At 76.1% G+C, this 15089-nt stretch carries 10 protein-coding genes; 7 read left to right on the forward strand and 3 right to left on the reverse strand.

Annotated features, from left to right (window positions below; all coding sequences use genetic code 11):
* Positions 1-11: 11 nt before the first annotated feature.
* Positions 12-2462 (reverse strand): PEP/pyruvate-binding domain-containing protein, encoded by a 2451-nt coding sequence (locus ACZ6Q9_RS01325; protein WP_396826890.1) that lies wholly within the window; start codon positions 2460-2462, stop codon positions 12-14.
* A gap of 171 nt (positions 2463-2633) precedes the next feature.
* On the opposite strand from ACZ6Q9_RS01325, the gene ACZ6Q9_RS01330 reads away from it, so the two are divergent.
* From ACZ6Q9_RS01330 to ACZ6Q9_RS01360, 7 genes are all read left to right on the forward strand, one after another.
* Positions 2634-4211 (forward strand): ABC transporter substrate-binding protein, encoded by a 1578-nt coding sequence (locus ACZ6Q9_RS01330; protein WP_393454202.1) that lies wholly within the window; start codon positions 2634-2636, stop codon positions 4209-4211.
* A complete protein-coding gene (locus ACZ6Q9_RS01335) occupies positions 4208-5152 on the forward strand; it encodes an ABC transporter permease (RefSeq protein WP_393454199.1) in 945 nt (314 codons plus the stop codon). The genes ACZ6Q9_RS01330 and ACZ6Q9_RS01335 overlap by 4 nt, the downstream gene beginning before the upstream one ends.
* Positions 5149-7626, forward strand: coding sequence for an ABC transporter ATP-binding protein/permease (locus ACZ6Q9_RS01340; protein WP_396826887.1), 2478 nt, complete (start codon positions 5149-5151; stop codon positions 7624-7626). The genes ACZ6Q9_RS01335 and ACZ6Q9_RS01340 overlap by 4 nt, the downstream gene beginning before the upstream one ends.
* A gap of 11 nt (positions 7627-7637) precedes the next feature.
* Positions 7638-8204 (forward strand): GNAT family N-acetyltransferase, encoded by a 567-nt coding sequence (locus ACZ6Q9_RS01345; RefSeq protein ID WP_393454193.1) that lies wholly within the window; start codon positions 7638-7640, stop codon positions 8202-8204.
* A 102-nt stretch (positions 8205-8306) separates the two neighbouring features.
* On the forward strand, positions 8307-8720 hold the full coding sequence (locus tag ACZ6Q9_RS01350) for an RlpA-like double-psi beta-barrel domain-containing protein (protein ID WP_350708163.1): 414 nt from the start codon (positions 8307-8309) through the stop codon (positions 8718-8720).
* 13 nt (positions 8721-8733) lie between these two features.
* Positions 8734-9330 carry a cell wall protein gene (locus ACZ6Q9_RS01355; protein WP_350685971.1) on the forward strand — a complete coding sequence of 199 codons (597 nt, stop codon included), beginning with the start codon at positions 8734-8736 and terminating at the stop codon, positions 9328-9330.
* A 74-nt stretch (positions 9331-9404) separates the two neighbouring features.
* Complete coding sequence (locus ACZ6Q9_RS01360) at positions 9405-10271, forward strand: MauE/DoxX family redox-associated membrane protein (protein ID WP_393264046.1); 867 nt, start codon at positions 9405-9407, stop codon at positions 10269-10271.
* Between the two features lie 62 nt (positions 10272-10333).
* Here the strand turns inward: ACZ6Q9_RS01360 and ACZ6Q9_RS01365 are convergent, their stop codons facing one another.
* Together ACZ6Q9_RS01365 and ACZ6Q9_RS01370 are read right to left on the reverse strand one after the other, a co-directional pair.
* Complete coding sequence (locus tag ACZ6Q9_RS01365) at positions 10334-11473, reverse strand: CaiB/BaiF CoA transferase family protein (RefSeq protein ID WP_396826884.1); 1140 nt, start codon at positions 11471-11473, stop codon at positions 10334-10336.
* Between the two features lie 163 nt (positions 11474-11636).
* Complete coding sequence (locus ACZ6Q9_RS01370) at positions 11637-15038, reverse strand: DUF3892 domain-containing protein (RefSeq protein WP_396826882.1); 3402 nt, start codon at positions 15036-15038, stop codon at positions 11637-11639.
* Positions 15039-15089 lie beyond the last annotated feature (51 nt).

Raw genomic sequence — 15089 nt, forward strand, 5'->3', positions numbered from 1 at the left:
GCCTCATGCTGTCACGACGCGGACGCCTCGCCGACCACCGACGGCTCCTCGGCCCCGGGGGCGGGGTGCAGGGTCACCGTCCCGGCGGCGGCGTCCACCGTGACGAGTTGGCCGGTCCGGATCCTGCGGGTGGCGTCGGGGACGCAGATGACGGCGGGGATGCCGTACTCCCGGGCGACCGTCGGGCCGTGCGCCATCACCGCCCCCGTCTCGGTAACCAGCGCGGCGGCGGTGAGGAACAGGGGCGTCCAACCCGGGTCGGTGGTGGCAGCGACCAGCACGTCGCCGGGTTCGACGTGGGCGGTGGCCGGGTCGTGGACCACCCGGGCCGGGCCGGTCGCCCGGCCCGCCGCCGCGCCCACCCCCCGGAGGGCGCCGTCCGGGGCCGGCGGCGGCGCGAGGACGGCCTCGATGTCGGTGCCGTCGGAGAGCAGGGCCACCGGCACCGCCGGGCGGCGCAGTTCCCGCCGGTACGTCGCGCGGCGCGCGGCGACCGTCGAGCGGTGGTCGGCGCCGTCATGCACGGCCGCGTGCGCCTCGTCGAGGGTGAGGAACATGATGTCGTCGGGCCGCCCCAGCAGCCCCCGCTCCGCCAGCTCGGCGCCGACGAGCAGCAGTTGACGGCGCATCTCCCGCAGCCGGTAGAGGCCGGCGAACTTGCCGGCCTCCCGCAGGCCGGCCAGCATCCGTGCCCGGCGCAGGAGGAATCCGGCGATCCGGCCGCGGACGGGCCGGCGCCGGCGCGCCCGGGCGACGAGGTCCGCGCAGGCGGCCTCGGCGGCCTCGGCGGCGCGGGCGAAGCGCCGGTCCGGGGCCTGCTCCGGGTCGGTGACGCGCAGGTAGTTGGCGATCATCGCGAAGACCGGGGTCGGGTCCTCGTCCCAGCGCGGCACCCCGAGGTCGACCTCGGCGGCGGCGCGGTGGCCGTAGCGGTCCAGGAACGCCGCCAGGCCGATGTCGGGCAGCGTTCCCCGCGCGTACGCCGTGGCCAGGTCGTGCGGCGGGGTGGTGAGCAGCAGGTGACGGTGCGCGGCGGCCTGCTGGCTCAGCCGCCACAACGCCAGGTCCATCTCGATGGTGACGTTGTGCGGCATGCCGCCCAGCACCGTGTCGATCTCGCCGGGGCCGGCCACGCCCCGCAGCAGCGCGGCCGGCAGCGTGGCGGCGAGCATCCCGGCGACGATCGGCCAGACGATGTCGTCGGGGCCGGCCGACGGGTCCTCGTCGCGCACGTACCGCAGCCGTTCGGCGGCGGTGTCCAGCCCGGCGGGCGCGGCCGAGCCGACCCGGAGACGTTCGACCTCCCGGAACAGTCGGGCCCGGGCGGCCTCCGGGCGGGCCAGCGCCCGCACGACCCCGGTCGCCGCGCGGGCGGCGGTCCGCAGCGCCGGGCCGGTGGCCCTACGCCCCGGACCGGAAGCCGGCAGCGGCGCGAAGCGCGGGTCGGCGAGCACCTGCTCCATCACCGCCTGGGCCCGCGGCCCGAAGTCCACCGCCATCAGCTTGACCAGCCGGTTGCGGGTCGACGGGTGCCGCGCGAGGTCGGTCAGGTCGCCGTAGAGGCGCCCGCCGATGTCGGTGATCTCCACGGTCAGGCCGAACGACGCCAGCATCGCCGCCACCAGCGACTTCAGGGTGGACATGCCCATCGGGGTGGCGGGTTGCCGCATGCCCTGCACGTGGCCGAACTCCAGGTAGACCCGGGGAGCCGGCCGCCCGGTCTCCGGCGGCAGCGGGAACAGCGTGGTGATCGGCCGCGACTGGAGCAGCCAGAGCACGCCCTGCCGGTCGTAGGCCCACTCGACGTCCTGCGGGCAGCCGAACCGTTCCTGGAGACGACGACCCGCGTCCCGCAGCTCGTCCAGCCGCTCGGCGGTGAGCAGGCCGGCACCGGCCCGGGGCGGTCCGTCGAGGACGTACCGCTCCACGGCGGCGCTGCCGTCCACGACGGCCGTGCCGAGCCCCTCGGCGGCCTCCACCATCATCTCGGTGCGGCAGCCGGTGAGCGGGTTGGCGGTGAACAGCACACCCGCGGTCACCGGTTCGACCATGCGCTGCACGAGGACGGCCATCCGCGCCGACGCGTGGTCGATCCCGTGGGCGTCGCGGTAGGCGACGGCGCGGGGGTCGTGCAGCGAGCGCCGGCATCCCTCGATCGCCGTCAGGAGATCGGCGATCCCGGTGACGGCGAGGAAGGTGTCCTGCTGCCCGGCGAAGCTGGCGTCCGGGAGGTCCTCCGCGGTCGCGCTGGAGCGCACCGCCACCGGTCCCCCGCCGAGCCGCTCGTACGCCTGCGCGATCTCGGCCCGCGGCGCCACGCCCCGCTCGTGGGCGGCGGTGGTGACGCAGAAGCCGTCCGGCACCCGCTCGCCCGACCGCGCCAGCTCCGCCAGCCGGGCCGCCTTGCCGCCCACCAGCTCGGTCATGTCCCCGGTCACCTCGGACAACGCGATCACACGCATGCCGACCCCTTTTTGCAATACGCCTGCATTGCTATCACCGTACGTCGTTCGCAATGCAGGTGCAATGCCATGCCTCCGGCGACCCTCCCGAGCGAAACACAAATGGAAACCGTTATCGTTTCGGCGACCGCCCGCACGACTGTCCACCTGCCTCCGGAAGGACCCGCCAGCATGGCCCTCTCGCCCTCCGCCACGCCGAGGCTGACCCGCCGCGGTTTGCTCGGCGCCGCCGCCCTCTCCGCCGCCGCCTCGACCGGTGTCGCGCTGACCGGCTGCGGCGTCCACACCGGCCCGGACGCCGCCCCGTCCGGCCGGCCCCGGCGCGGCGGGCGGCTGCGGGCGGCGTTCGCCGGCGGCGGCGCCAACGAGACCCTCGACCCCCACCTGGCGAACCTGTTCAACGAGGCGTCGCGGGCCAAGGCGATGTTCGACAAGCTCGCCGACTACGGCCCCGACGTCTCCATCCGGCCCCGCCTCGCCGAAGGCTGGGAACCCAGCGCCGACCTCACCCGGTGGCGGATCACCCTGCGCCAGGCCACCTTCCACGACGGCCGGCCGGTACGCGCCACCGACGTCCTGTACAGCTACGCGCGCATCACCGACCCGAAGCGGGCCTTCCGCGCCCGGGCGAGCCTCGACATGGTCGACCTGGCCGCGAGCAGGGCGGTCGGCGACCGCGTCGTGGAGCTGGCCCTCAAGCGGCCCTTCGCCGAGTTCCCCAACGCCCTCGCGGCCTTCGGCGCCTACGTCGTCCCCGAGGGCACGGAGACCTTCGAGCGTCCCGTCGGCTCCGGCCCGTTCACGTTCGACACCTGGCGGCCGGGCCGGTCGCTGCTGCTGCGGCGCTACGCCGACCACTGGGACGGCGCGGCCCACCTCGACGAGCTGGAGTACCTGACCAGCAACGAGGAGTCCGCCCGGGTCAACGCCCTGCTCGCCGGCCAGGTGGACTACGCGCACGACGTCACCCCGACCACCGCCCGCACGTACGCCGCCGACCGCCGGATGACCGTCACGCGGATGCCGAACAGCACCATGCAGTCCTTCGCGATGAAGGTGGACCGTCCCCCGTTCGGCGACCGCGACCTGCGCGAGGCCATGTTCCTGCTGACCGACCGGCGGCAGCTCGTCGACACCGTGCTCGCCGGCTCCGGGCAGGTCGGCAACGACCTGTTCGGCAAGGGCTACCAGCACTACGCCGACGACATCGCCCAGCGCTCCCACGACCTCGACCGGGCCCGGTTCCTCGTCGACCGGGCCGGCGCCCGCGGCCTGCGCGTGCCGCTCGACACCGCGCCGGTGGCCAGCGGCTTCGTCGAGGCCGCCAGCGTCTTCGCCGAGCAGGCCAGGAAGGCCGGCCTCGTCGTCGAACCGAGGATCGGCGACAAGGACACCTACTGGAGGGACATCCTCGGCTCGGGCGTGCTGGCCTCGTACCGCTCCGGCGCCATGCCCATCGAGACGCACATCTCCCAGCGGCTGCTCACCCACTCCACCACCAACGCCACCAGGTGGGCCCGGCCCGACTTCGACGCCCACTACGCCAGGGCCGTCTCCAGCGCCGACGAGCAGACCAGACGGCAGGCGTACGGCGACATGCAGCGCATGCTGCACGCCGAGGGCGGCTTCCTGATCTGGGGCTTCGCCGACTTCCTCGTCGCCACCAGCCCACGCGTCGGCGGCGTCTCGGCCGACGCCCCCGCCAACACCCTCGACTGGGCCCGCTTCGACAAGGTCTGGCTCGGATGAGCCTGCCCCGCTACGCCGCCCGGCGGCTGCTGCTCGGCGTCGGGCAGGTCGTCGGCGTCGCCACCGTCGTCTTCGTGCTCACCGAGGCGCTGCCCGGTGACGCCGCCGTGGTGATCGCCGGTGACCAGCCCGATCCGGCCCGCATCGCCCTGATCCGCGCGCACCTGCACCTGGACCAGCCGGCCTGGCAGCGCTATCTCGACTGGCTGACCGGCCTCCTGCGGGGCGACCTCGGCGTCTCGCTGGTCTCCCAGCGGCCGGTCGCCGAGCGGCTCGCCGACAGCGCCGGCGCCACCGTGCTGCTGGCGGCCCTCACCCTGACGGTGCTGGTGCCGCTGGCCGTGGGCGTCGGCATGCTGGCCGCCCGGCGCGAAGGGGGCCGGCTCGACCGGGCGCTGTCCGCCGGGTCCGTCGCCCTGTACGCCATGCCGGAGTTCGCCCTGGCGATCCTCCTCGTCGCCGGGTTCGGCGTACAGCTCGGCTGGTTGCCGCCCACGGCGTTCGGCGCCGACCTGTCCGCGCGGCCGGCCGTCCTCGTCCTGCCCCTGCTCGTCCTGCTGGCCCGGCCCGTCTGCACGATCAGCCGGCTCACCCGGGCCGGCATGGTGGACGCGCTGCGCGCCGAGCATGTCGGGCACGCCCGGCGGCTCGGCATCACCGGCGGCCGACTCTGGCTGCGCCACGCGCTGCCCCACGCCCTGGCCCCGGTGGCCCAGCAGCTCGCCCGCACCACCGACTGGCTGCTCGGCGGAGTCATCGTCGTCGAGGCGGTGTTCGTCATACCCGGTCTCGGCACCGCCCTCGTCGACGCCGTCTCCACCCGGGACGTCCCCACGGTCCAGGCGCTGTGCGTACTCGTCGCCGTCACCGCCGTGGCCGTGAACCTGACCGCCGACCTGGTGGCGTTCCGGCTCGCGCCGCGTACCGGAGCCGTCCGGTGAGGCCCCCGCTGCGTACGCTCGTCGCGGGCCTGCTGCTCGCCGTGCCGCTCGGCCTCGCCGTGCTCGGCCCCGCCCTGGCCGGCGACGCCGCTCCCCGCGGTCTGCCGTTCGCCCCCGAGGGGCCCCTCGGCACCGACTTCGTCGGCCGGGACGTCCTGCACCAGGTGCTGCTCGGCGGCCGGTCCGTGGTCCTGGTGGCCGTCGCCGCCACCCTGCTGGCCTACCTCGTCGGGGTCCCCGTCGGCCTGCTCGCCGCGACGACCCGCCGCCGGTGGGTCGACGAGATCCTCATGCGCCCGCTGGACCTGGTCCTCGCCGTGCCGTCCCTGCTGCTGCTGATCCTGGTGGCCGCCGTCGCACGGCCCGGGCCGGCCACCCTCGTCGGCGTCGTGGCGCTCGTCGCCCTTCCCGAGGTCGCCCGGGTCACCCGGGCCGCCGCCCTGCCGCTCGCCCACGGGCCGGCGATGGAGGCGATGCGCCTGCACCGGGAGACGTGGTGGCGCCGGGCCGGCGGGTACGTGGGGCGCGGCGTCCGGCGGGTCCTGCTCGCCGACGCCGGGGTCCGGTTCGTCGGCGCGGTCTACCTGGTCGCCACGGCCAGCTTCCTCGGCGTCGGTGTCGCCCCCGACGCCGCGGACTGGGCCGTGATGGTCGACCGCAACCGCACCGGACTGTTCCTGCAACCGTGGGCCGTCGTCGTACCGGCCGCGCTGGTCGTCGCCCTGGCGGTGGGCGTCAACCTGGTCGCCGACCAGGTGCTGGCCGCCCGCGCCGATCCGGCCCCGCCGCCCGGGGACGCGGAGCCGCCCGCCCTGGGCGCCCGCCCGCCCCGCCGGGACCGCCGCTCCGGCCCGCAGGCTCCCGGAGCGGATCGGCGACTGCCGCCCGGCGGGCCGCTCCTGCGGGTACGGCGACTGACCGCCGCGGCCGGGCAGCGGCGGCTCGTCGACGGGGTGTCCTTCGACCTCGCCGCCGGGGAGATCCTCGCCGTCGTCGGCGCGTCGGGCAGCGGCAAGACCACCACCGGCCGGGCGCTGCTCGGCGAGACCACGCCGGGCGTCCGCCTCACCGGCGGGATCGCGCTGGCGGGCTCGGCCGTCGCCGCCGGCGCGCCGCCCCCGGCCGGCACCGTCGGGTACGTCCCCCAGCAGCCCGCCGTGGCGCTCCATCCCCTCCGCCGCGTCGGCGCCGTGCTCGGCGAGATCGCCCGGCGCCACCCGCCCGGCCGGACCCGCCGCGCCCGTCGACAGGCGGTGGCCGACGTGCTCGACCGGATGGCCCTGCCCACCGACCACCGGTTCCTGCGGCGCTTCCCCCACCAACTCTCCGGCGGGCAGCAACAGCGGCTGGTCATCGCCCACGCCCTGCTCTCGCGGGCGGTCCTCCTCGTCGCCGACGAACCCACCACCGGGCAGGACGCGCTCACCCGCCGCGACGTCGCGCGCGAACTGACGGCGCTCGCCCGCCACGGCATGGCGGTGGTCCTGCTGAGTCACGACCTGCCTCTCGTCCGCGCCGTCGCGGACCGCGTCCTGGTGCTGCGCCACGGAACCGCCGTCGCGCAGGGCCCGACGGCCGAGGTCCTGACGGCGCGGGACCACCACGACCGGCAGGAGGAGGCACCCGTCCCGCCGACCCGGGGCCCGGCCACCGGTCGGGAGGCCCCACCGCTGCTCGCCGTCACCGGCCTCGTGGCCACCCACCGCCACGGGGGTCTCCGGCGCACCGTCGTCCGCGGCGTCGGCGCGACGGCCGCCGCCGGGGAGTGCCTCGCCGTGGTCGGCCGGTCCGGCAGCGGCAAGACGACGCTGGCACGCTGCGTCGCCGGGCTGCACCCGCCGACCGGCGGCCGGGTCGCGCTCGCCGGCCGACGCCTCGACCCGCACCTCGACCGGCGGGACCGGCGCGACCTCGCGGCCGTCCAGTACGTGTTCCAGGACGCCCGGGCGAGCTTCGACGCGTACCGCCCGGTCCTCGACCAGGTCGCCCGCGCCGCCCGGCGCCTGCGGGACGCCACCGACGCCGAGGCCCGGCGCACCGCCCTGCGCCTGCTCGACCAGGTGGGCCTCGCCGAACACACCGTCGCCGGCACGCCCGACCGGCTCTCCGGCGGGGAGTTGCACCGCGCGGCACTGGCCCGCGCCCTCGCCGGCGAACCCCGCGTGCTGATCTGCGACGAGATCACCGCCGGCCTGGACGGCGACGCCCGGGAGCGCATCCTCGCGCTGCTGGACGACCTGCGCCGACGCCGCGACCTGGCGCTGGTCGTGATCAGTCACGACCGCGACGTCGTGGCCCGCCTCGCCGACCGGATCGTCGTGCTCGACGGCGGACGCGTCGTCGAGCAGGGACCCGCCGACGCCCTGCTCGGCGCGGCCCGACACCCGCTGACCCGCGCGCTGCTCCCCGCCGCCGCGGAGCGTCGGCAACAGGACGACGAGGAGTGGCGGGCGGATCCGGCGGCGACACGATGAGGGAAGAGACCATGCGGCAGTACCGACACGGCGTGGGCGCGTACGAGGTGCGGATGGCCGACGGCCGGCACCTCGACGGGGCCCGCAGCGTCATGCTCGACACGTTCTACCGGGAGTTCGGCCACGGCTACCGTCCCGACTGGCACCACGACGTCATCGACCTGGCCGGCACCTACCTGACGCCGCAACCGCACGCCCTGTTCGTCGCGACCCGGGGGGACGAGGTCGTCGGCACCACCGCCGTCCGCGCCGCGGCGCCGAAGAGCCCACCGCACCCGCGCTCCCTCGCGGAGCGCTTCCCCGAGGAGTCCACCGCGCAGCTCTTCCGGGTCTACGTCCGGCCCGAGCACCGCCGCCGGGGGCTCGCCCGCGCCCTCGTCGGTCTCGCCGTCGACTTCGTCGGCCGGCAACCCCGCTACCGGGAGCTGTACCTGCACACCGACACCCGGGTCGACGGTGCCGAACGGTTCTGGCGGGCGGTGGCCGAGCCGGTGCACGACGCGCGTGACGGCCGGGCCGACACCCACCAGACCGTCCACTTCCGGATCCCGCTGGCCGGCCGCCGACCGCGGGCGTAAGAATCCTTCCAGTCATCCATTGACTTCGATGATTTACGCCACAACAATCACCTCCTATATCGATGAACGTCGCTGTTGATCGGATCTGGAGGGGAGGTACCCGTGGTTGCTCTGAGAGGCGAGGTGTCGTGGTTCTGCTGCGGCAACGCCTGGGGTCCCTGCGGCTCGGCCGGTGGTGGTGCCTGCGGCACCTGTTCGTCCGGCAACTACCAGCACGCCTGGCCGAACACCTCGGACGCGTGCCTGGCCATCACCCGCCCGCACGTCTGCGGGATCAGCGGGATGAGCCGCCGCGGCTGCGGCTTCCGGCACTACACCACCAACCTCTGCAACGGTGCCCGGGTCGGCACCGCCATCGCCGACTGCGGCCCGCAGACCGACCTCTTCTGCGGCGAGCGCACCTGCTGCGGCTCGGCCTGCGGCAGCAACCGGATCATCGACCTGACGCCCGCGGCGTACAGCGCGATCGCCAGTCTCTCCACCGGGCTGCGGCCCTGCTCGGTCGACAGCGTCTGAACGGGAGGACCCCATGGACCAGACCCTGAGGCGCCGCCGGCTGCTCGCCACCGCCGCGCTCGGCGGCGTGGTCGGCGCCACCGGGCTCGGCTCGCTCGCCCCCGAGGCGGCGTTCGCCGCCGACGCCGCGACCGTCGAACCCGGCACGCCGGACCCGAACTTCGCCGAGGGCCGGATCAGCACGATCTCCGGCAACATGCTGCTGGTCACCGGCTCGGACACCGTGCTCCACTCGATCCGGATCACCGACGGCACGAGCATCTGGAAGCTGCACCCGACCACGTTCGACCGGGTCGCCGTCGGCGACGGGCTCTACGCCCGCGGCGTCCGCCTGCCCGACGGCACGCTCGCCGCGGACGCCGTATGGGTCAACATCGTCAACCTGCACGGGCACATCGCGGCGGTCGGCCGCAACGTGCTGCACCTCGACCACAAGGGCCGTCGGATCGTCGCGCACGTCGTGCCGGACCGCTCCGCCGCCGTCTACAACGGCACCCCGGCCGTCAGCGACATGTCACTGCTGCGGGTCGGCCGGCACGTTCAGGTGCTCGGCGCCTGGCACCCGGACACCAACGAGATCGACATCGCCACCGTCTACGCCGCCGCCTGACGGCGCGGCCTCCGGGCGCTACGCAGCCGCGGACCGCCCGGAGGCCGCCCGCCGGACCACCCGATGGAGACCACATGTTCGACATGATCGCGGCGCTGCAACCGCTGGTCGTCGGCGCGGTGCTGATCTGGTCCGCCCGCGTGAAGCTCTTCAGCCGGCACGCCGCCGCGGCGGCCGGCCGGTCGGCGCTCGTCCGCCTGCTCGGGCAGCACCGGGCGCTGCCCGCGTACCGGCTGCTCGGCGGTGTCGAGCTGGCCCTCGGCGCGCTGCTCGTGCTGCCGCCCGCGCTGCCCCTGGAGGCGGTCGGCGCGGCCGCCCTGACCGCCGGGTTCCTCGCCTACCTAACGTACGCCCGGCGCGCCGCCCCCACCTCCTCCTGCGGGTGCCTGAGCGCCCGGCCGACCCCGGTCTCCGGCCGTGGCCTGGCCCGGGCCGGGCTGCTGCTCGCGGCGGCCGGGCTGGCGGGGTTGGCCGACGGCGGCTGGGCGGGCGCACTCACCGGGCGGCCGGTGGCCGGCGGCGCCGTGCTGGTCGCCGAACTGGCCGCGGTGGTGGCGCTCTCGCCGGAGCTGGACGCGGCCTGGCTGCTGCCGCTGCGCCGGCTGCGCGCCCGGCTGACCCATCCGCTGCGCGGCGGCACCGGCGTGCCGCTGCTGGCCACCGTGCAGCAGCTCCAGCTCAGCGACGCCTACCGGCGGGTGGCCCCGCTGCTCCGCTCCGACGTGCGGGAACACTGGGACGACGGCGACTGGCGCTTCGTCGGGCACGCCGCGCGCTACCGGGGCCGCCCGGCGACCGCGGTGTTCGCCGTGCCGCTGGCCGACCGGGAGCCCGACGCCGTGCGGGTCGCCGTGGTCGACGACGCCACCGGGCACACCCTGCTCAGCCTGGCCGCCGCGCCGCCGCCCGCCGGCCCTCGGCTCTCCGTCGCGCCGGTCTGACGCCTCCCCACGTCACCCTCCGGCGACCGGCGTCAGGGCTGGAAGCGGTACCCGCCGGGGCTTCAGTCGGCGGTCAGCCAGGCGCGGATCTCGTCGCCGTGCTCGTCGAGGCAGGGCGGCGGCAGGTCGTACCGGGGCGGCGTGGCGGAGAAGCCGATCGGGTTGCGGACGCCCGGCACCCCGCCGACGGTGACCACCGGGTCGAGCCCGAGGTCCCGGGCCAGGGCGACGCCGCCGTCGACCGTGTTGATCGGGGCGCACGGTACGCCCGCCGCACGCAGGTCCCGGAACCACTCGTCGCGGGTGCGCCGGACCAGCCGCTCGACCAGCATCGGGCGCAGGACGTCCCGGTTCGCGGTCCGGTCGGGGTTGTGCCGGAACCGGGGGTCGTCGGGCAGCCCGGGCAGGCCGAGCACCTCGCACAGCTTCCGGAACTGGCCGTCGTTGCCGGCGATGACGACGAGGTCGCCGTCGGCGGCCGGCAACGGCTCGTACGGGAACAGGCTCGGGTGGGCGTTGCCCATCCGGAGCGGCGCGGCGCCGGCGGCGACGTGGCCGCTGGCGTGGTTGACCAGGCCGGACAGCGCCGAGGAGAGCAGGTTCACCTCGACGTGCTGGCCGACGCCGGTATGGGCGCGGTGGTGCAGGGCGGCGAGGATGCCGAGGGCCGCGTGCAGACCCGCCATCACGTCGAACACGGCGACACCGGCCTTGTACGGCGGGCCGTCCGGCTCGCCGGTGAGGCTCATCAGGCCCGACGCGGCCTGGACCACGAGGTCGTAGCCGGGCAGGTCCGCGCCCGCGCCGGTGCCGAAGCCACTGATCGAGGCGTAGACGATCCGTTCGTTGTCGGCGGCGACGCCGTCGTAGTCGAGGCCGAAGCGCTTCAGCCCGCCGGGGCGGAAGTTCTGGATCATGACGTCGGCCCGCCGGACGAGTCGCCGGGCGACGTCGAGGTCGTCGGGGTCGGCGAGGTCGAGGACCACCGAGCGCTTGTTGCGGTTGACGCCGAGGTAGTAGGTGGACGTCCCCTCCCGGACCGGCGGCATCCAGGCGCGGGTGTCGTCCCCGCCCGGGCCCTCCACCTTGACCACCTCGGCGCCGAGATCGGCGAGCAGCATGGTCGCGTACGGCCCGGCCAGGATCCGCGAGAAGTCCGCGACGAGGATGCCGCTCAACGGCCCGGCCTGCTGCTCCGCCATCGCCCCTCCCCTTACCCGCTGCCGCCGCGGGCGCGCGCCGTCGGGTGCGGGCGGTTCGCCGTCCGCACCCGACGGAACCCGATGGAAGGACAACGATGGCACAGCCGGCGCGCCGGGCATCGCCCGCCCCGAGGGACCCCACGCCGGACGGGCCGGCGCCGCCTCACCGGACGTGCTGGCACTCCGGCAGGCTGTCCAGGTTGTTCGGCGACGCGTCGTCGGCGACGGTACGCAGGTAGGGCCGGCCGCGCTTGGGCCGGACCACCCGGATGGCCGTACGTTCCGTGCCGGGCTCCTGCACGAAGAACGCGAACCGGCCGCTGCCCATCAGCTCGATCGCCTCCGGCACCGGGATGAGGAAGTGACTGCCGTCGCCGTTGTGCCCGCCAAGGGCGACGGTCGTGCCACCCGAGGTGCGCACGCAGCTCACCTGCACCGGCACGGCCGTGTCGTGGTACTCGGTGTCGGCGACCAGCGCCACCTGCAACCAGCCCTCGCTGGCCGTCGACGGCTCGTTCGGCAGCAACGCGTCCGGGGTGCTCGGCACCACCACGTCCGTCCGCCACGTGCCCGGCTCGGCGCGCCGGTGCCAGTGCCACGAGCCGCGTACGTCCTGCGGCAGCGGCAGGCGGGTCGTCTCCAGGTCGTGCAGGACCGGGCCGTGGCGCAGGGCGGGCGACAGCCGGGACAGTGCCGAGGACGTCCACTCCCGCAGCAGCCCCACCGACTTCTGCGGCACCAGCCCCGCGGTGACGTGCACGTCGGAGCCGGGCACCATCAGCAGGGTCAGCGGCACCGGCACCCCGGGGTTGACCGTGAACACCCCGGAGGTGTCCACGTACGGGGAGGTGATCGGGTCCGCGCCCGGCAGCGCTGCCGCCCCGCCGGCGTCGGGCAGCCCCGGCGCGAGCAGCGCCACCGCCGGGTCCACGATGTGCAGCCGGTCCATGTCGTCACCGACGCAGTACGCCAGCAGCCCGTCCTGCGCCCGTGACAGCGTGCCCAGCCGCACCGGGACGCCGGTGCGCGCGTTCTCCGGGGGCTGCCGCGGATCCTCCACCTCCACCTTCAGGTACGCCCGCACCACCGCGACCGGCCGGCCGAGCAGCAGCGCCAGGTGCTCGTCGCCGGCCCGGCCGGTCACGTCCACCGTCCACCGGGTGGTGTCCAGCACCCGCAGCAGCGACTCCAGCGCGCTCTGCGCGCCGCCGGCCGGATGGCCGCCCGCCCGGGCGGTGGCCAGCGCGTGGTCGGCGGCCAGCATGCGGTCGGCGAAGCGGGCCAGCAGCGGGTTCGGCAGGAACCGGCTCGGCGGCGCGCCCAGGGACGCCGGGCGGCCCGGGTCCTCCTCCCACGCGGTCACCGTCTCCGGGTCGGGGCGCAGCCGCCCGTAGCCGTTGCCCTTGTCGTCGAAGAACTCCAGCGTGCGGTCCACCGACGACGGCACCAGGTAGCCGCACACCGGGCTGACGCCCGCGTCCGCGTCGCGCGGCGCGCCGAGCGCGTCGGCGAAGCGCAGCAGGACCCGGGCCGGGGCGGTGAAGCGCGGCCGCAGGGCGGCCAGGTCCGGGTGGCCCGGCACGGCGAGCGTCACCCCGTGCGTCACCGGCGCGGGCGTCGCCACGTCCGGGCCGAGCACCTCCAGGAACCGGCCGTAGCCGTCGACCAGGCGGGCCCGGTCCAGCCGCAGGAACCCGGCCCGCAGGGCCACGAAGTCCGCGGCGCGCGGAGTCTGTGGCGGCTGCGCGGCGTCGGTGGCGTTCGGGGCGTCCACCACCAGGCCGGTGGCGTCGCGACGCAGCTGCTCGGCGATCCCGACGAGTTCGCCGGAGAGCAGGTCGCGTTCGGCGTCCCGCGGGTCGACCGTGCCGTCGAGCAGCGCCGCCGCCGACGCCGACAACATCACCCGCCCGCGCAGCGTACGGCCCGTCTCCGGCGCCGGCTCGGTCACGACGGCCGGCAGGTCGTGGTCGACCTCGCCCAGCGGCCAGTCGTGCGCGCCGCGCGGCGTCGGCAGGTAGGTGGCCGACCACTCCAGCAGCAACGGGTTCCACGGCCGGCTCGGCGGGGTCACCCCGACCGGGCTGGGCAACTGGCCGTCGACCACGGTGCCCGCCGGCGGTCGCGTCGGGTCCCCCACGCCCGGGTCGAACGTCGCCCACCACGCCGCCCGCGCGGCGGCCACCGGCGACGGCCGGGTGTCGGTGGCCAGCGCCAGGTCGGGGGCGGATCCCGGGTCGATGCTGGCCAGCTCGACGAGCAGGTCCGTGGCCACCGCCGGCACGCCGTACTGCGGCAGCAGCCCGGCCAGCGGGGTCGGCGGCAGCACCGCCGCGCCCGGACCGGCGTCGCCGCCGGCCACGCCGAAGCCGCGTACGGTCTGCCCGTCCACCCGGCACAGCAGGTTGCCCAGCTCGGAGTAGCGGCCGTCGGCGCCGTGCTTCGGGCTGCGTCCGCCACCGGCCACCACCAGCGCCGGCTCCAACGCGTGCCAGACCCGCGGCCGGGTCCGTTCCACCTGCACGAACGACCCGCCGCCGGCGGCACCGCCGGAGCCGGCCGCCGGCTGCCAGATGTACTCGTTGCCCGCCGCCGCCGGGGCCGAGCCGAACCGGCTCTGGTGCAGCGAGGCGTCCAGCCGGGCGGGACCGTCGGCGCCGGTCACGTCGGACAGCGCGCCCTGCAGCAGCGCCTCGACCATCCGGGCCGCGTCGGCGGGGTCGTCCGGTTCGGCGGCGAGCGCCGCGAGGGCCTCGGCGAGGGTCTCCCCCAGCGCCACCGCCACCGCGTCCGACGCGGGACGGTAGTCGGTCTCCCGACCGAGCAGCCCGCCGCCGCCGGGCCAGTTCGGCTGCGGCCAGCCGATGGACACCGCCGCCGCGTGGTAGACCGACCGGTCCGGCACCGGCTGGTCGTCGCGGCGCGGCGGGTAGACCTCCCAGCCGAGGTCCTCCATCCGCTCGGTGTACGCCGTCTCCCCGGCCACGTGCAGCGGGTCGCGAACGGGGTCGGTGTACCAGCCGAGCACCAGGTACGCCACCGGCCCGGTCACCCCGGTCAGCTCGTCGTGCAGGGCGAACCGGTGGGTCACGTTGTCGTAGTAGCCGGCCCAGCCGAGGTCGCCGTGGCCGAGCGCGGTCAGCGGGGACCTCGGCGCGGCGCCGGGGGCCGGCAGGGTCGGGCTGGTCAAGGCCCGGTCCACCCGGACGGGTTCGATCGCGCCCGCGTACGGCAGCAGCCACGCCTCCACCGCCCGGGGACCGGGCGTCGCCGGGCCAGAGATCCGCACGACCAGCCACCGGTCGGGCACCGGCGGAAACGTGGTCGCACCGGTGTCGTCGGCGACGCCGCGGGTCAGCCCGTCGGGCAGCCCCCAGTGCAGGTGCGCGCCGGGCGGCCGGGCGGTCTGCCGTGCGCTGAACGGTTCGGGCAGCACGTCCTGCTGCACCCGGCCGCTGGCCGGCGGAGTGGGCCGGGTCAGCGCCGTACGCGCCCAGTCGGAGGCGGCGCCGGGCTCCCGCACGACCAGGACGTCGAGCGCGACCGGGACGAGGACAGTTGTCACGACGAGGGGCTCCCTCTGTTCGGCGGGCCTGACTGCGGTCGGGCCCCGCGG

The organism is Micromonospora sp. NPDC049139 (assembly GCF_055586845.1).